This is a genomic window from Streptomyces sp. NPDC000878, from assembly GCF_053599695.1.
Genome location: NZ_JBSFMT010000081.1, coordinates 26,712 through 44,037, shown reverse-complemented (window position 1 = coordinate 44,037; position 17,326 = coordinate 26,712). Strand labels below are relative to the sequence as shown.

15 protein-coding genes are annotated in these 17,326 nt (G+C 70.3%); 10 read left to right on the top strand and 5 right to left on the bottom strand.

Annotated elements, in window-relative coordinates; all coding sequences use genetic code 11:
- Positions 1–160: 160 nt before the first annotated feature.
- Both ACWDR4_RS42385 and ACWDR4_RS42380 read left to right on the top strand, forming a co-directional pair.
- Positions 161–1,432 (top strand): GNAT family N-acetyltransferase, encoded by a 1,272-nt coding sequence (locus tag ACWDR4_RS42385; protein WP_450416550.1) that lies wholly within the window; start codon positions 161–163, stop codon positions 1,430–1,432.
- Between the two features lie 294 nt (positions 1,433–1,726).
- The gene (locus tag ACWDR4_RS42380; RefSeq protein WP_450416549.1) at positions 1,727–2,584 is read left to right on the top strand and encodes a winged helix-turn-helix domain-containing protein; all 858 of its coding nucleotides are present in this window, start codon (positions 1,727–1,729) and stop codon (positions 2,582–2,584) included.
- A gap of 18 nt (positions 2,585–2,602) precedes the next feature.
- Here ACWDR4_RS42380 and ACWDR4_RS42375 read toward each other — a convergent pair whose 3' ends face one another.
- Complete coding sequence (locus ACWDR4_RS42375; RefSeq protein ID WP_450416547.1) at positions 2,603–2,791, bottom strand: hypothetical protein; 189 nt, start codon at positions 2,789–2,791, stop codon at positions 2,603–2,605.
- 167 nt (positions 2,792–2,958) lie between these two features.
- Between ACWDR4_RS42375 and ACWDR4_RS42370 the strand changes: the two genes are divergently transcribed.
- From ACWDR4_RS42370 to ACWDR4_RS42345, 6 genes are all read left to right on the top strand, one after another.
- Positions 2,959–3,843 (top strand): GntR family transcriptional regulator, encoded by an 885-nt coding sequence (locus ACWDR4_RS42370; protein WP_450416545.1) that lies wholly within the window; start codon positions 2,959–2,961, stop codon positions 3,841–3,843.
- Positions 3,792–4,625: an HAD family hydrolase gene (locus ACWDR4_RS42365; RefSeq protein ID WP_450416543.1), complete on the top strand. Its 834-nt coding sequence runs from the start codon at positions 3,792–3,794 to the stop codon at positions 4,623–4,625. Before ACWDR4_RS42370 ends, ACWDR4_RS42365 begins: the two co-directional genes overlap by 52 nt.
- A 110-nt stretch (positions 4,626–4,735) precedes the next feature.
- On the top strand, positions 4,736–5,626 hold the full coding sequence (locus ACWDR4_RS42360) for a GntR family transcriptional regulator (protein WP_450416542.1): 891 nt from the start codon (positions 4,736–4,738) through the stop codon (positions 5,624–5,626).
- Between the two features lie 215 nt (positions 5,627–5,841).
- On the top strand, positions 5,842–8,025 hold the full coding sequence (locus ACWDR4_RS42355) for a phosphotransferase (RefSeq protein ID WP_450416540.1): 2,184 nt from the start codon (positions 5,842–5,844) through the stop codon (positions 8,023–8,025).
- Positions 8,026–8,099: 74 nt separating this feature from the next.
- Positions 8,100–8,759 carry a TetR family transcriptional regulator gene (locus ACWDR4_RS42350; protein WP_450416538.1) on the top strand — a complete coding sequence of 220 codons (660 nt, stop codon included), beginning with the start codon at positions 8,100–8,102 and terminating at the stop codon, positions 8,757–8,759.
- A 41-nt stretch (positions 8,760–8,800) separates the two neighbouring features.
- Positions 8,801–10,900, top strand: a complete 2,100-nt coding sequence (locus ACWDR4_RS42345) for a HelD family protein (protein WP_450416536.1) — start codon at positions 8,801–8,803, stop codon at positions 10,898–10,900.
- Between the two features lie 73 nt (positions 10,901–10,973).
- Here the strand turns inward: ACWDR4_RS42345 and ACWDR4_RS42340 are convergent, their stop codons facing one another.
- Positions 10,974–11,813: a nitroreductase/quinone reductase family protein gene (locus ACWDR4_RS42340; protein WP_450416535.1), complete on the bottom strand. Its 840-nt coding sequence runs from the start codon at positions 11,811–11,813 to the stop codon at positions 10,974–10,976.
- A 164-nt stretch (positions 11,814–11,977) separates the two neighbouring features.
- Here ACWDR4_RS42340 and ACWDR4_RS42335 point away from each other — a divergent pair, with 164 nt between their 5' ends.
- Entirely contained in the window at positions 11,978–12,550 is a 573-nt protein-coding gene (locus tag ACWDR4_RS42335; protein WP_450416534.1) for an HAD domain-containing protein, read from the top strand.
- A 218-nt stretch (positions 12,551–12,768) separates the two neighbouring features.
- On the opposite strand, the gene ACWDR4_RS42330 is transcribed toward ACWDR4_RS42335, so the two are convergent.
- From ACWDR4_RS42330 to ACWDR4_RS42320, 3 genes are all read right to left on the bottom strand, one after another.
- Positions 12,769–15,207: an ATP-binding cassette domain-containing protein gene (locus ACWDR4_RS42330; RefSeq protein ID WP_450416533.1), complete on the bottom strand. Its 2,439-nt coding sequence runs from the start codon at positions 15,205–15,207 to the stop codon at positions 12,769–12,771.
- A 77-nt stretch (positions 15,208–15,284) separates the two neighbouring features.
- Positions 15,285–15,695 (bottom strand): VOC family protein, encoded by a 411-nt coding sequence (locus tag ACWDR4_RS42325; RefSeq protein WP_450416531.1) that lies wholly within the window; start codon positions 15,693–15,695, stop codon positions 15,285–15,287.
- A gap of 10 nt (positions 15,696–15,705) precedes the next feature.
- Positions 15,706–16,227, bottom strand: a complete 522-nt coding sequence (locus ACWDR4_RS42320; RefSeq protein WP_450416530.1) for a helix-turn-helix transcriptional regulator — start codon at positions 16,225–16,227, stop codon at positions 15,706–15,708.
- A 138-nt stretch (positions 16,228–16,365) separates the two neighbouring features.
- Between ACWDR4_RS42320 and ACWDR4_RS42315 the strand changes: the two genes are divergently transcribed.
- Entirely contained in the window at positions 16,366–17,322 is a 957-nt protein-coding gene (locus ACWDR4_RS42315; RefSeq protein ID WP_450416528.1) for a sigma-70 family RNA polymerase sigma factor, read from the top strand.
- Positions 17,323–17,326: the final 4 nt, after the last annotated feature.

The following is a 17,326-nucleotide window of genomic DNA, read 5'->3' as shown; positions in this document are numbered from 1 at the left end:
GGGCTGAGATACCCAGGCCGTCCGGCGTTTGAGGACGAGGCCGTTCAGGCCGATAGCGGGGGTCTGGGGGCGCAGCCCCCAGAAGGATGGGACGGGTAGGGGCGGCGGGGGCGAGGAAAAAACGCGCGACACCCCGCCACGCTCCCCCTAGCCTGGCCCCATGACCCCCCGTGACGCCATCGACGTCCGCCCCGTCAGCGAAGACGGACTCCGGGAGTGGACCCGGGCCCTGAGTACCGGGTTTCTTCGGTCGCCCGAGGTCAGCGACGTGGAGCTGGAGGCCCGCCGCGGGGGCTTCCAGCAGGGGCGGACGCTCGGCGCCTTCGACGGCGGGCGATGTGTCGCGACCTTCCGTTCGTTTCCGCAGGAGCTGAGCGTCGGCGGCGGCGCCACCGTCCCCGCCGACGCGATCTCGAACGTCACCGTCTCCCCCACCCACCGCCGCCGAGGCATCCTCACCCGCATGATGGCCCAGGACCTCACCGCCGCGAAGGAACGCGGAGACGTCGTCGCGACCCTGATCGCCGCCGAGTACCCGATCTACGGACGGTACGGCTTCGGGCCCGCCACCTGGACCTCCGAGTGGATCATCGACGTACCGCGCACCGGCCTCGACCCCCGCTGGGCGGGCCCGACGGACGGCGGCCGTATCGACCTCGTGGACGGCGAGGACGTACGCAAGCTGGGACCCGAACTGCACGCGCGGCTCGCGCGGCAGCAGCCGGGTGCCGTCAACCGTGACGAGCGCTGGTGGCAGGTCAACACGGGCGTGGTGCGGTTCGGGGGCTCCTGGGACGAGCCCTTCTACGCCGTCTATCGTTCGGCGGAGGGTGAGGTCGAGGGGCTCGTCTCCTACGAGGCCGACGACAAGTGGGACGCCAAGCAGCCGCAGGACACCGCCGACGTGAACTGGCTGATCGCCGCGACCCCGGCCGCCGAGCGCGCCCTGTGGCAGTACCTCTGCTCGATCGACTGGATCACCAAGGTCAAGACCGGCTGGCGCGCCCCGGACGACCTGCTCCCCTTCTTCCTGCCGGACCCGCGCGCCGCCAAGCTCACCGCACACGCGGACTGGCTGTGGGTGCGGCTCCTGGATGTCGTACGGGCTCTGGAAGCTCGTCCCTACGACAGCGGTAGCAGTACAGGTGGTCGCGGTCTCGTCCTCGAAGTCGTCGACGCGGACGGGTTCGCCGGCGGGCGGTACCGGCTGGACGTGTCCGCCGAGGGGGTCGGGTCCTGTACGCCCGGAACGCGCGACGCCGCCGAACTCACCCTCGACGTGCGGGAGTTGGCGGCGCTCTGGCTCGGTGACGAGTCGGCGGTGCGGCTCGCGACGCTGGGGCGGGTGCGGGAAGAACGAGCGGGCGCCGCCCGAGTGGCCGACGCCCTGCTGCGTACGTCCAGGCGCCCTTGGTGCCCGGACATCTTCTGAGCTGATTGAACCGATTGATCCGATTGAGCTGGTTGAGCTGATTCTGATGCGGCCCCCTTTCCGGGTTTCCCGGTCGTGGTGGCTGCCGAGCTCCAGGCTCCCCTCCGGAGAAGAGTTCGGCAGCCAACCTGTGGAAGGTCTGGCCATGTTGCCGAAGTTGGTAGTCATTGGTAGCCAACTTCACAGTACTTATCTCCACTTGGAGGCGTCTCATAACCACCTTCACTTGAACTGCCCAAAGATGGCGGGAAGTTGTAGTGTTTGGTTGTGGAGCCCCAGAGGTCACACCGCGAGGTGGCAGACGCCCTGCGCACCCGGATCAGGACCGGTGCGCTGCGGCCCGGCCAGCGCATGCCCACCCAGGCGAGGCTGGCCGAGGAGTTCGGCGTCGAGCGGGGTGCCGTACGCGAGGCGTTGCGCATCCTGCATTCCGAGCGGCTGCTGACCGACGTCACCAAGGGCAGCCCGGCGAGGGTCGCCCCCGCTCCCGGACCGGCGCTGACCGGCCCCGCCGCCCCGCCGCTGCCCACCACCGTCGCTCTCGCGCCCCGTATCGAGGCGGCCTTCGCGGCGCCGCACGTCGCCGTCGACGCCCTGTGTCTGACGGCCGTGTCGCTCACCCTCGCCATCGGTGAGCCGCTGCGGCAGATCCACACCGGGCGACTGAATCCGGCCAGAATCGACGTCCGGGTGCTGCTGCCGAGCCGGGACATCGACCTCGCGTGGCCGGCGCCCGTGGCCCTGGCGGACGGCTCCCCGGCCGGGTCCGAGGCCACCGGCCTGCTACAGCGCCGCTGGCTGGCGCAGCGCAACGCCCAGGGGCAGGTGCTCCGGCACAATCTGCTGGCCCTGCGTGCCACGCACGGTATCGACGTGCGGGTCTCCTTCCGGGCCCTCCCGTTCACGCCACCGGTGAAGCTGTATCTGCTCAACGAGTCGGAGGCGCTCTTCGCGTACTACACGCTGAAGAGGCGCGCGACGGAGATCGACCACGAGCAGGTGGAGATGTACGACGCCGAGGGCGTCCGGTCGATGCTGTTCGCCTTCGAGCAGGGCGCCGGACTCCGGGACACGACGTTCGTGGAGCAGTCGCACCTGTGGTTCAACGCGCTGTGGGAGACGATCAGTTCGGAGCTGACGCTCACCGGCTGACCTTCGCCGACCGACGCGTCACAGGGTGGGGCCCGTGACCAACAGGGCGAGTATGACGGCTCCGATGGAGCTGATGGTCGCGTTCCGGGCCTTGATGCCTATGGTGAGCAGGAGCAGACCGACGACACCGGAGGTGCCGTACTGCCAGCTGACGAACTGCTGGAAGCCGCTGATGAAGACGGCGGCGAGGAGGGCGATGGCGGGCATGGTGGTTCCTCCTTCAGGGCGGTGTCGCGGGGATGGCAGGAAGGAGGCAAAACTTCCGCCAACTTGGGTAAGTTGGTGACCAACTCTGAGTATGTTGTCCCCACTTGGCCACTACTCATAAACAACTTTCAAACAACTCCCCATAGATGGATCGAAGTTGTAGCGTTTTGGTCGTGACCCAGGAGAACGTGGCAGTGAACGGCAGCAGAAGACAGTCGCCCCAGGAGATCGCCGCCGCCCTGCGTGACCGCATCCGCAGCGGCGACCTGCGGCCGGGCGACCGGCTGCCCACCCAGGCCGAGCTGGCCGAGGAGTTCGGCGTCGAGCGGGGTGCCGTACGCGAGGCGCTGCGCATCCTGCACTCCGAGCAGCTGCTCACCAACGTCAGCAAGGGCAGCCCGCCGCGCGTCGCCGAGATGACCCTGCCCCGGGAAGGGCCCCAGCCGACGATGGTGGGGCTCGCGCCCCGGCTGACGGAGGCGTTCTCGGCGCCGCACGTGCGCATCGACGCGGCCTGTCTCACCGCGGAGACCCTGATGCTGGCCGTCGGTGAACCGGTCCGGCTGATCCACGAGGGCCGCCTGCGCCCCGAGTCGATCGACGTACGCATCCTGCTGCCGTCCCGGGACATCACGCTGGCCTTCCCGGTCCCCGTCGAGGACACCGGCGACGCCGCCGAGGCCCCGGTCCACCAGCGCTGGCTGGCCCAGCGCAACGCCCAGGGACATGTGCTCCGGCACAACCTGCTGGCCCTGCGCTCCTCGCACGGCATCGACGTACGGGTGACGTTCCGGGCGCTGCCGTTCACCCCGCCGGTGAAGCTGTACCTGCTCAACGACGCCGAGGCGCTGATCGCGTACTACATGATCGCCCGCCGGGAGGAGGCGGTGGAGAGCGGGACGCTCGACATGTACGACACCCTGGGCACCGAGTCGCTGCTCTTCTCGTTCGGCAAGGGTGCCGGTGAACGGGACACGGCGTTCGTCGAGCAATCCCAGAAGTGGTTCGACGCCCTCTGGGAAACCATCACTTCGGACCTGACACTCTCCTAGTGACCTCTGATACGACACAGACCGAAGGGGCGACCTCCGCGCCCGCGTCCGAGCCCGTGACCGCGCCCATGCCCGAGGACCTGAGGAAGCTGATCGCCAGTGCGCGCGTCGTGCTCTGGGACTTCGACGGGCCGATCTGCCGGCTGTTCGCGGGGCATGCGGCGGACAAGGTGGCGGTCGAGCTGGTGCACTGGCTCGAAGGGCGGGGACTGCACGGCCTGTTGACGGATCGGGAACTGGAATCCCTGGACCCGCAGGTGCTGCTACGAGCCGTCGACCGCCGGCACCCGGGCAGCGATCTGGTGGCGGAGCTGGAGGAACGCCTCACCCAGGAGGAGCTTCGGGCGGTGGTCAAGGCAATGCCCACTCCCTACGCCGACATCCTGATACAGACCTGGCACGCGGTCGGCGCCCGCCTTGCCATCACCACGAACAACTCCCCCAGAACAGTGCGCACTTACGTCGAGGCTCGCAACCTGATGAGGTGCTTCACACCGCACATCTACGGCCGCACGCAGGACCTCCATCTCCTCAAGCCGCATCCGCACTGCCTCAACCGCGCCCTCAGCGCGGTGGGCGCGGCCCCGTCCGCGGCCCTGATGATCGGCGACAGCCCTGCGGACTACTACGCCGCACATGAGGCCGGGGTGCCGTTCCTGGGCTACGCGCGTAACGAGGAGAAGGAGAAGACGCTCAAGGAAGCCGGTGCAGAAATGGTTGTGGATTCGTTGGCGCCGGTACTGCGGGCGGTCCGCAGCCGGACCGGCGCGGGTCAGGCCTGAGTCATCATCAGCACGAACGCCACGGCCGCTCCGACGGCCAGGGCGGTACGGCGTGTTCGTACACCCGCGACGACCATGCCCAGGAGCAGCGCGCCCAGGACGCCGAGCCTGTGACCGGGGAGCGGACGGCTGACGGCCGGGGCAGGGAGTTCCGGCGCCTCGCGGGGGCGCTGCGCGCCCGCCTGGCCGACGGGACCTACCCGCTGGGGTCGCGGTTGCCGACACAGCGTGATCTCGCGACGGAGTTCCAGGTCTCCCGGGACACCGTGCAGCGGGTCCTCAGGGAGCTGAACAGCGAGGGCTGGATCGAATCCAGACAGGGCAGCGGCTCCAGGGTCGTCAAGGTGCCGGGAATCCAGCCGGCGACGAGATCCCGCCAGGGCGTGGGCGTGACGCTGGGGGCGCTGATCGGTGAGGCGTTCGAACGGCCTGAGGTCACTCTGGACGTCTATACGCTCACTTCGGAGTCGCTGGCGACGCACCTCCAGATACAGATGGAACGGATTCGCGCCGAGGCGATCGCTCCTCAGCGCATCTCGTTGCGTGTGATCCTCCCCGCCGAGGAGGTGGTCCTGCCCTATCTGCGCGCGGTGAACCCCGCGGACACCCCGCGGCTGCGGGAGCGTCTGCGCGCCATCACGAGACGGTTCACGGATTCGTCCCTGAGGATCGTGCGAGAAGTGCGCGCCGAGCAGTTGGTGCCGACGGTCGAGTTCGAGGTCCGGCATGTGGACATCGCTCCGACCTGGAAGCTGTACCTCGTCAACCGGGTCGAGGCACTGCACGGCCTGTACGTGCCGATAGAGCGGCCGGTCGTCCTGGACAACGGTGATGAAGTGCCGGCGATCGACGTCCTGGGACTCGGAGCCCCGCTGACGCACTTCGTCAAGGATGGTGACCCTGCGTCACAAGGGTCGCGCTTCGTCCGGGAGGCGCAGGACTGGTTCGACGCCATGTGGGAACGCCTGGCGGAGGAACGGGGACAGGACACAGCGCCGTAGCAACCGTGCTGTAGCATCTGCGCACCGCGTGAGTAAACCGCGTTCGTTGCCGCGTAAGAGAAGGCGAACAAGCCTGCCTCGGACGGACCTGAACCGGATGAGTGGCAGACCACTCGTTGTGGCTAACAAGCCTGGGCTCTGGTCGTGCAGGACGCATCTCGACCATAGCGTTTGCCTACCCTTCGTCACCTCGCGCGAGCCACCAGGAGCGGTCAGTGGGCACACCCCCTGTTCCCCGGCCCCCGCTCCGGGAACGACCAACCCGTGAGCGGCCCGACGTCGTGTCCGCGTTCGTGCGGCGGGCGCCGGAGGTGGGAGTGGCGAGCGGTGGCCACCACAACCGCAACCATGTGCTCCCGCTGCCGGAGAACGTGGCGCGAGTCGTGGCCGGCGAGGCAGGTGCGCCGGTGCTCGTACGGGTCCGGCGGCCCGACGTGCTGCCCGTGGTGATCCGGACCTGGGAGCGCGAGGCGGCGATTCTGCACGCGGTCCAGGAGGTCGTGCCCCGGGCGCCGAAGTGCCTTGTCTCGCGCCCCGGCTTCGCTGTCCACAGCTATGTGGACGGCGTACCGCTCTCCCGTGTGTGCGAGAACGGCAAGCCGGTCGGCGGTCCGGTGATCAAGGCGCTCGCGGAGCTGATGTCCCAGGTGTCGCAGGTGCGCAGGGAGTCGCTGCCGAGCAGTCTGCCGCGCAACGCGAAGGACGGCCAGAGTTTCCTGCGCATGCTGGCGCACCGCGCGGACCGTGACATCCGTCAGTCCAATTGGGCTGTTTACGGTGGGCTGTTCGTCGCTCTGGGGGTCCCGGAGGACGCGCTGATCCGGTGGGCCCAGCGGGTGCCGGTGATGGCCCGTCGTCCCTACAGCCTGCTCCACGGGGACCTGCACCGGGACAACGTGATCGTCACCTGCCACAACGACCCCTCCTCGCTGGCCTCCGTCGACTGGGAACTGGCCACCTACGGGGACCCTCTGCACGACCTCGCGATCCACCTCGTACGCATGAAGTACCCGGACTTCCAGTGGGGCGAGGTGGTGGACGCCTGGGCCGAGGCCATGCAGGTGACCAGGCCCGCCGCCGTCAACGGCCTGCACCGGGACCTGCCGCACTACGTCGCCTTCGAGCGGGCGCAGTCCGTGTTCCCGGACGTCATGCGGGCGGCGAGGTCGCTGGAGGAATCGTTCGACCAGGGGCGCCTGGACGGGGCGACGGCCGCCGTGAGCGAGGCGCTGGCGGGGGCGGCCGAGCCGCTGCGGCTGGCCGATGTGCCGAGCGACGCGGTGATCGAGCAGATCCTGTACCGCTGGCAGATGTCGTCGTCCCGCCGGGACGCGGCCTCCCGTACCCCGATCGGCTGGGAACCGGACCGACGGGTCCCGGAGCACGCCGATTTCCCGCACGCCGCCGTGCAGCGCGCCCTGCACGCCGAGGGCGCGGCGCCGGCCAACCGGGTGTTCAAGGGGACCGCGCACCTCAACTCGGTGGTCCGGGTCGAGGGCGTCGACTTTCCCGTGGTGGTCAGACGGCAGGTGCCGAGGGTCCACCGGCGTGAGCCCAGTTTCCTCAGCGAGCACGCCGTGCTCCGGGCCATCGAGCGGTCGGGCGTCGACGTGGCGGTGCCGCGGGTCCTCGCCCTGGGCACCAGCTACCGCAAGGAACGCTTCGCGATCCACACGTACGCCGGGCCGCGGGACCTCGACCGGGCCCCCGGCCATCCGGTGCACGGCCTGCTCCCGCACGAGGCGGACGCGCTCGTCGACCAGCTCCGCGCGCTGACGGGCGTGGACTACAAGGTGCTCGATCCGATGGCGGGCGGGGGGCGCTTCTACAGCTGGCTGAGCGAGCAACTCGTCTCCCTGGTGGAGGACTTGCCGCGCGAGTCCAGGCAACTGGCCGGGGCGCTCGGCCTGCCCCACGCCGCCCGGCTGCGGGAGATCCTGGGCCGGCACGAGGTGAGCGACCGAGAACCGGCCCTGCTGCACGGCGACTTGAACCCGTGGAACCTCGTACGCCGGGACGACCCGATGGCGTTGACCATCATCGACTGGGAGATGGCGCTGGTCGGCGACCCGCTCTACGACCTGGTCCGGCACATGCACCTCACGCCGACCCGCTCGGAGATCCGCGACCGCATGTTCCGCAGATGGGCGCGCGTACTGCCCGCCGAGTACACCGACAACTGGCAACGGGACTGGCGCGTCTACCGGGACATCGAGATCGTACGATCCGCCTACATCGACCTGGACCGCCTGGTCACCGGCGCCGCTCTGGACGCCCCGAACGTCCGCCGGGCGGTCGACTCGTACGCGATGACGCTGGCGTCGGCGACGGCCGCGCTGGGCCTGCCGGCCCGTTCCGCTTCCACGGAGAATCCGCTCCTGGCACGGGCGCGGGCCTAGGGTCGCTGCTCTGCGGCGGGAGGGCGTCCCGGGGGCTGGACGCGTGGGTCCCCGGAGTGCGTACTCTCCCTTCCATGGCAGAGATCGGGCTGCGTGAGCGCAAGAAGCGGCAGACGTACCAGAACGTGTCCGACATCGCGATCGGGCTCTTCCTCGCGAAGGGGTTCGACGCGGTGTCCGTCGCGGAGGTCGCCGCCGCGGCCGGGATCTCGAAACCGACGCTGTTCCGGTACTTCCCGGCCAAGGAGGACCTCGTCCTGCACCGCTTCGCGGACCACGAGGACGAGGCGGCGCGGGTGGTCCGGGCGGCCCGTGCGGGGGTGGGCGCGGGCACGGGCGTCTCGCCGGTCGACGCGCTGCGCCGGCAGTTCCTCGACGGGCTGAGCCGCGAGGACCCGGTCACCGGCCTCAACGGCGCCCCCGGGGTGCTCGCCTTCCACGGCCTGCTCTACGGCACCCCGTCACTGGTCGCCAGGGCGTACGAGTACCAGCAGCGGTCGGAGGCCGCACTCGCCGGCGCCCTGGGCGGCACCCTGGCGGCCCGGCTCGCCGCCGGGCAGATCATCGCCGTACAGCGGATCCTCGCGCAGGAGAACTGGCGGCGGATAGCGGCGGGGGAGACGGTGGACGCGGTGCGGGGGGACGCGGTCGTGGCGGCGGAGGAGGCGTTCGGGCAGCTGGAGGCGGGGCTGCCGTGGCTGCGGGACATGGGCCTGACCAAGCTGACTGAGTAAAATGTTTAACCCGGTTACGTTATTTCGGTAGGCTTGCTGGAATGACGTCACCCGACTCCCCGCTCCGCGACTCCCTGCGCCGCGAACGTGCCCATCACGACAGCTGTCGTGCCGCCCTCGCCGCGATGATCGACGGCGCCCGGGAGCATGTCGTCACCGGCGAGGACGTCTCCGCCTCCGGGGCGGACGCGGAAGTGCTCGGGTACCAACTGCGCAGCAAGGCGAAGGAGTTGGGTGAACTGCCCGAAGGGCCGTTGTTCTTCGGCCGGTTGGACTTCGGTGACGGGGACGGCGGGGGTGATCACCGTGGCGCGAGCTATCACATCGGGCGGCTGCGGATCTCCGAGCATCCGACCCGCCCGCCCCTCGTCGTGGACTGGCGGGCCCCCGTCTCCCGGGCCTTCTACCAGGCGAGCGCCCGCGATCCGCAGGGCGTGGCCGTGCGGCGGCGGTTCGGCTGGGCGCCCGGCAGTACGGGGGACTCCGCCGACCTGACCGGACTGGAGGACGAGCACCTCACGGACGCGGAAGTGGGGGACGGCCAAGGGGAGTTGGCGGGCGGCGCGGACGGTTTGGGTGGTGCGGATGGTGTGGGTGGTCTGGTCGCGCGGGAGATCGCTCGGCCCCGTGTCGGGCCCATGCGGGATATCGCCGCGACGATCCAGCCCGAGCAGGACGACCTCGTACGGGCCGGTCTCGGCGTCTCCGTGTGTGTGCAGGGTGCGCCCGGCACCGGCAAGACGGCCGTCGGGCTGCACCGGGCCGCGTACCTCCTCTACACCCACCCCCAACGCGTCCAGCGCGGCGGCCTGTTGATCCTCGGGCCCAACCGCACGTTCCTGTCGTACATCTCGGAGGTGCTGCCCGCCCTCGGCGAGACGGGCGTACGGCAGTCCACGGTCACGGACGAGATCGCGGGCCCGGGCCGGCCGGTGCGCGCGGAGGACGACGAGCGGGCGGCCGTCGTGAAGCACGACGCGCGGATGGCCGAGGTGCTGCGCCGGGCGCTGTACGCACGCGTGGCGACCGATGGGTACGCCAACTCCCTTGATCCCCTTGAGGTGCCGGACGATTCCTACCGCTGGCGGGTCCCGGCGGCGGAGCTGGCGCGGATCGTGGCGGGCGTACGGGCCGAGGAACCGCCGTACGGCGTGGGGCGCGAGCGGGTACGGACGCGGGTGGTGGCCCGTATCCAGCGGGAGGCGGAGCGGCGGGCGGGGGCGCAGTCGAACGGCTGGGTGCGGCGGATCGAGCGGGCGCGGCCGGTCGGGGCGTATGTGGAGGCGGTGTGGCCGAGGGTGCGTCCGGAGGAGGTGGTGGCCGAACTCCTGGGCGACGAGCGGGCGTTGGCGCGGGCCGCCGAGGGGCTGCTGGGGGCGGAGGAGCAGCGGGCGGTGCGGTGGGCGCGTCCGCCGAGGTCGTGGAAGTCGGCGCGCTGGTCGGCCGCCGATCTGGTCCTCCTCGACGAGGTCGCCGGTCTGATCGAACACCCCGAGGGGTACGGCCATGTCGTGATCGACGAGGCGCAGGACCTCTCCCCGATGGAGTGCCGGGTGATCGCGCGCCGCGCGCCCTACGGCTCCCTCACTGTCCTGGGCGACCTGGCCCAGGGCACCACACCGTGGGCCGCGCGGGACTGGGGGCCCTTGCTGGCCCACCTGGGCAAACCGGACGCCACGGTGATCCCGCTGACGACCGGGTTCCGGGTGCCGAGGACGGTGGTCGACTTCGCCAACCGGCTGCTGGAGAGGTTGGAGGTGGCGGTGCCGCCGGCCCGATCCCTGCGCGGGGACGGGGAGTTGAGGGTGGTGGAGGTGCCCGAGGCCGAGGTGCTCGGGGAGGTGGTGGCCGCGGTGGGGCGGGCGCTGGAGGGGGAGGGGTCGGTGGGGGTTGTGGCGGCGGAGGGCGAAGTGGCCGCCGTACGGGAGGTGTTGGGGGCGTTGGACGGGGGCGGCCGGGTCGCGGTGCTGGCGGCGACGGCCGTGAAGGGGCTGGAGTGGGACCACGTGGTCGTCGTGGAGCCCGCTGCGATCGTGGAGGGGGAGGGGGCGACCGGGCGGGGGCTGCATCGGCTGTACGTGGTGCTGACGCGGGCGGTGTCACGGCTGGAGGTGGTGCATGGGCGGGCGTTGCCGTTCTGAACGGGTGGCGAGGTGGCGGTGGGGTGCCTTGTCTGCGGCACCCCACCGCCGTTACTTCAGAACCTCAGAACTTTCAGAGCAGCGGGATCAACTGCTCCTCCTCGTAGGTGAGATGGGCTTCGAGTTCGAGGGTGAGGCGCTCGACTTCTGCCCGGACGACGGCGGGGTCGACATCCTCACTGGCGAGTGCCCTGCGCAACTGCTCGACGAGGTCGGCGATCTGCTCGTGCTCGGTGCGTAGGCGCTCCAGGGCGGGGGCCGACTGCGGGTGGCGGTCGGCGAGGAAGGGGAACAGGCCGAGGTCCTCGCCGGTGTGGTGATTGTGCAGCCCCGCGCAGAAGGTGAGGCAGTTCGCGCGCAACTGGGCGCCGAGGGGTGCGGTGTTGCCGCTGGCGGCGTGCATTTCGTGCCGTATGAGGGCGAGTTCACGCCGGAAGGCGTCGTGGACGACCTGGATGGCCTCGCCCATGCCGGACGCGTTGATGCGGGGCGGTCCGCCCTGCGCGATCTCGTACAGGGCGACCACGGGGATGATCCGGTCGGTCTTCTCCTGGTACGTGGCCCACCCCGGCTCGGCCTCGACGGCCCGCGCGAACACGCGGTCGCGCTCGTCGCGGTCGAGGACGACTGCGCGGGCCTCGTAGGTGAACACGCCTGTTTCGACGGTGACTTGGGGGTGGGTGAGGATGTTGCGGTACCAGTCGGGATGCCTGGGGGAGCCGCCGGCCGAGGCGATGACGAAGACTCGCTCGCCGTCGTCGGGGAGGTAGCCGACGGGGGTGGTGTGCGGGGTTCCGGTGCGGGCGCCGGTGGTGGTGAGGAGAAGGAGCCGGGCGCCTTCGAAGTAGCCGCCTACCTGGCCGTGGTTGGCCCGGAACTCTTCGATGACCTGCTGGTTGAAGTCGTTGGGCATGCTCTGCTTTCTCTGCGAGTGGTTTCTCTGTCGGTCACGGACCCAACACAGAAACCGGCGGGCCCCTGGCCCACCCCGACCTCACTCAGAGGCCGGGCACCCAACTCGCTCACGGCACAAGGCCGACCCGGCAGTCATGGGAATCACGGTATCAAGGGGGGACGATGACGAGCCTTTCCTTTTCCGCCGCCCTGCCCGGTCCCGTCCCCCTCCTCTTCCTGGATGTCGACGGACCGCTGATCCCGTTCGGCGGGACGCCGGAGCAGTATCCGGACGGCTATCCGACGTACAGGCCCGCCCGGCGACCCCGACTCCCGGCGGCCGAGGCGAATCCCCTGCTGCCCAGGATCGACCCCGCGCTCGGGCCCCGACTGGCGGCGCTGGGCTGCGAGTTGGTGTGGGCCACGACCTGGATGGAGGAGGCGAACGAGTGCGTTGCGCCTTGGCTGGGGCTGCCTGACCTCCCGGTGGTGACCTGGCCGGACCCTGCCTCCGATGCCCCGCACGGAGGGCTCGGAGGGTCCGGAGTTGGAGCGGCTGGCGTGCACTGGAAGACCCGCCCTCTTGTCGAGTGGGCGGCCGGACGTGACTTCGTCTGGCTCGATGACGAGATCGGCGGCGCCGACCGGAGCTGGGTGGCGGCACATCACCCGGGGCGGGCTCTGTTGCACCGGGTCGATCCTCGGCATGGGCTGGGGGACGCGGACTTCATGGTCGTGGAGGAGTGGTTGCGCTGAGCGCGCAGTTCCTCGCGCCCCTGAAAACCCCGTCCGTCCCGATTCGTTCGTCTGCGGGTCGGTGGGGGCTGGGCGCGCAGTTCCCCGCGCCCCTAAAAGCAGGCCCGCCTCGCTGCGGGCATGCGTGCCGCTAGGGGCGGCTCCCGTCCCGCCGAGAGCGGCCCCCTGTTGGCGCCGGGCTGCGCGACCCACCCCCGTTGTCCCGCCCGGCGCCGCCCTCACGCGCCCACGTACCCCGCCAAGTGCTCCCCCGTCAGCGTCGACCGTCCCGCCACCAGGTCCGCCGGGGTGCCCTCGAAGACGATTCGGCCGCCGTCGTGGCCCGCGCCCGGGCCGAGGTCGATGATCCAGTCGGCGTGGGCCATGACCGCCTGGTGGTGTTCGACGACGATGACCGACTTGCCCGCGTCGACGAGTCGGTCGAGGAGGCCGAGGAGGTGTTCGACGTCGGCGAGGTGGAGGCCGGTCGTCGGTTCGTCGAGGACGTACACGCCGCCCTTGTCGCCCATGTGCGTGGCCAGCTTCAGGCGCTGGCGTTCGCCGCCGGACAGGGTGGTGAGCGGCTGGCCGAGGCTGAGGTAGCCGAGGCCCACGTCGGCCAGGCGGTCCAGGACGCGGTGTGCGGCCGGCGTACGCGCGTCGCCCGCGCCGAAGAACTCCTCCGCCTCCGTCACCGACATCGCGAGCACCTCGCTGATGTCACGCCCACCGAGGTGGTACTCCAACACCGCCGGCTGGAAACGCTTGCCCTCGCAGTCCTCGCAGGTCGTCGCCACCCCGGCCATCATCGCCAGGTCCGTGTAGATGACACCGGCGCCGTTGCAGGTGGGGCACGCGCCCTCCGAGTTGGCGCTGAAGAGGGCCGGCTTCACCCCGTTGGCCTTGGCGAACGCCGTACGGATCGGGTCCAGGAGTCCCGTGTACGTCGCCGGGTTGCTGCGGCGGGAGCCGCGGATCGGGGTCTGGTCGACCGACACCACGCCCTCGCTGACGGCGCCCTTGGCGTCCACCAGTGAGCCGTGGATGAGGGAGCTTTTGCCGGACCCGGCTACGCCCGTCACCACACACAGCACCCCGAGCGGGATGTCCACGTCGACGCCCTGGAGGTTGTGCTTCGTCGCGCCCCGGATCGGCAGCGTGCCCGTGGGCTTCCGTACCGACTCCTTCAGCGCGGACCTGTCGTCGAAGTGGCGGCCGGTGACCGTGCCGCCGGTCCGCAGGCCCTCCACCGTGCCCTCGAAACAGACCGTGCCGCCCGCCGTACCCGCCCCCGGGCCGAGGTCGACGACATGGTCGGCGATCGCGATCACCTCGGGCTTGTGCTCCACGACGAGCACGGTGTTGCCCTTGTCGCGCAGCCGCAGCAGCAGGTCGTTCATGCGCTGGATGTCGTGCGGGTGCAGCCCGATCGTCGGCTCGTCGAACACGTACGTGATGTCGGTGAGGGAGGAGCCGAGATGGCGGATCATCTTGACGCGCTGCGCCTCACCGCCTGAGAGGGTGCCCGAGGCGCGGTCGAGCGAGAGATAGCCGAGGCCGATCTCCACGAACGAGTCGAGCGTGTGCTGGAGCGCGGTGAGCAGCGGGGCGACCGAGGCGTCCTTGAGGCCGCGTACCCATTCCGTCAGGTCCCGGATCTCCATCGCGCAGGCGTCGCCGATGCTGATTTTGCCGATCTTCGACGACCGGGCGCCCTCGCTCAGCCGGGTGCCCTCGCAGTCGGGGCAGGTGGTGAAGGTGACCGCCCGCTCCACGAACGCACGGATGTGCGGCTGCATCGCCTCCTTGTCCTTGGACAGGAACGACTTCTGGATCTTGGGGATCAGGCCCTCGTAGGTGAGGTTGACGCCGTTGACCTTGACCTTCGTCGGCTCGCGGTAGAGGAAGTCCTGCATCTCCTTCTTGGTGTAGCGGCGGATCGGCTTGTTCGGGTCGAGGAAGCCGGACTCGGCGTAGATACCGACGGTCCAGACGTTGTCCGACTTCCACCCCGGGATGGTGAACGCGCCCTCGGCGATCGACTTGGAGTCGTCGTACAGCTCGGTGAGGTCGATGTCGGAGACCGCGCCCCGGCCCTCGCAGCGCGTGCACATCCCGCCGGTGCGGTTGAAGGTCGCCTTCACGGTTTTCGTTTTGGCCGCGCCGCGGTCGACGGTGATCCCGCCGCTCGCCCGGACCGACGCCGTGTTGAAGGAGTACGCGCTCGGCGGGCCGATGTGCGGCTGCCCGAGCCGGCTGAAGAGGATGCGCAGCATCGCGTTGGCGTCGGTGGCCGTACCGACCGTGGAGCGCGGGTCGGAGCCCAGCCGCTGCTGGTCGACGATGATCGCCGTCGTCAGCCCTTCGAGCACGTCGACCTCGGGCCGCGCCAGCGTCGGCATGAACCCTTGCAGGAACGCGCTGTACGTCTCGTTGATCAGCCGCTGCGACTCCGCGGCGATCGTGTCGAACACCAGGGAACTCTTGCCGGAACCGGAGACACCGGTGAACACCGTCAGCCGACGCTTGGGCAGCTCGATGCTGACGTCCTTGAGGTTGTTCTCGCGCGCACCGAACACACGGATCAGGTCATGACTGTCGGCACTGTGCGGCGCGGCGGCCGACTGCTGGGCCGACTGCGGGGTCGGCTGCTGGGCCGACTTCGGGGGCCTGCTCATCGGGTCTCCGTATCGTCCGGTTTTCTTACATACTTACGGTCTCTTGCAGGTGTTTCCAGCTCTTCGGCTTCTGGCCTCTAGCCCTTCGGCTTCTGCGAGATCCGTACGAGATTGCCGGACGGGTCGCGGAACGCGCAGTCGCGCGGGCCCCACTGCTGGTCCATGGGCTCCTGGAGCACCTCGGCGCCGGACGCCCGTACCTTCTCGAACATGGCGTCGAGATCGTCGGTGCGGAAGACGAACATGGGCATGACGCCCTTGGTGAGCAGTTCCTGGAGGGCGTCGCCGTCGGCCGGGGAACGGCCCGCGTGCGGCTCGGAGAGGACCAGTTCGAGGTCCGGCTGTGCGGGGCTGCCCAGGGTGACCCAGCGGAAGCCGCCGGAGGCGACGTCGTTGCGGACCTCGAAGCCGAGCGCGTCGCGGTAGAAGGCGAGCGCCTCGTCGGGGTCGTTGACCGTGATGTGGCAGTACTGCAGTGCGATGTCCATGCCGACCACGCTAGGCGGCGGCCGTACGGCCCGCTTCTCGAATCCTGCTCGGCATGTTTTCGGCCACTGCTTCCGGGCTCGGAGCACTCGTACGAGGAGCGTCCGCGTCCGATACAGCATCCGCGCCCGGCACGGGGTTCCTGCTCGGCCGGGTGTACACCTTGGCCACGCACGCGGGCATCGCCGTCACCGCGTCGTGCGCCCGCCCGCGATACGCGCTCGGCGTCTCCCCCACGACCTCGGTGAACCGCGAGCTGAACGAACCGAGCGAGGTACAGCCGACGGTCATGCACGCGTCGGTCACGCTCATCCCGCCGCGCAGCAGCGTCATCGCCCGCTCGATCCGCCGGGTCATGAGATAGCTGTACGGAGTCTCGCCATAGGCCGCCCGGAACCGCCGCGAGAAGTGCGCCGGCGACATCAGCGCGTGCCTGGCCATCGTCGGCACGTCCAGCGGACGCGCGTACTCCCGGTCGATCAGATCCCGTGCCCGACGCAGATGCGCGAGGTTGGCGAGTTCCTGCGGGTCCATGCGGCGACCGTACCACCGGGGTACGGGGGCCGGTCCTGGTCTGCGAGGATCGAGCAGGCGGGCCGTAGTCGCCCCGGAACACGACTGGCTGCGGCCACGGCACGGCACCTGACCTGCGAAGGCGGAGGCATCGGCACCATGGACGACGAACGGCCGCTCACCGGCGACCAGCTGGAGCAGCCCGAGGAACTGGAGCAGCTGACGGGGCTGGACGCCGAGCTGGAGGCTGCCGCGGGCGTGTTCCAGGGGCTGCGGCCGAGGCTGTTCGGGATCGCCTATCGCGTCCTCGGCAGTGTGTCCGAGGCCGAGGACGTCGTGCAGGACGCGTGGGTGCGCTGGCAGGGTGCCGACCGGAGCGCGGTGCTGGATCCCGGGGCGTTCCTGGCGAAGACGACCACCCGGCTCGCGATCAACGTGGCCCAGTCGGCACGGGTCCGGCGGGAGGCGTACGTCGGGCCCTGGCTGCCCGAGTTCGTGGACACCCGGGTCGATCCACAGGTCGGCGCGGAGCGCGGCGAGGCGCTGGAGCTGGCCGTACTGCTGGTCCTGGAGAAGCTGAACCCCGTCGAGCGGGCGGCCTACGTCCTCCGGGAGGCGTTCGACTACCCGTACGACGAGATCGCGGGCATGCTCCAGCTGGGCCAGGCCAACACCCGGCAGATCGTCAGCCGGGCCCGCAAACGGCTGGCCGCCGAGCGCCGCGCCCCCGTCGACACGGCGGAGCACCGGCGCCTGCTCGAAGCCTTCGTCGCGGCGGCCCGGGACGGTGACGTCGCCGCGCTGGAGAACGTACTGTCGGCCGACGTCGTCGCCTACGCCGACGGCAACGGCATGCGCGGCGCGGCACGGCTGGCGGTCCTGGGCGCCGGACGCGTGGCCATGATCACCGCCTTCTCCAAGAAGTTCTTCCCCGGCGCCGACTACGGCATCGTCGAGGCCAACGGCGGCCCCGCCCTCCTGATCACCCAGGACGGGACCGCCGTCGCCCTGATGAGCGCCACCGTCGGACCGGACGGGATCGACGGGCTGTACTGGATCCTGACGCCCGAGAAACTGCGGGCGTACGAGCGGTCGGCGCACCGGATCGTCCAGTAGTCGT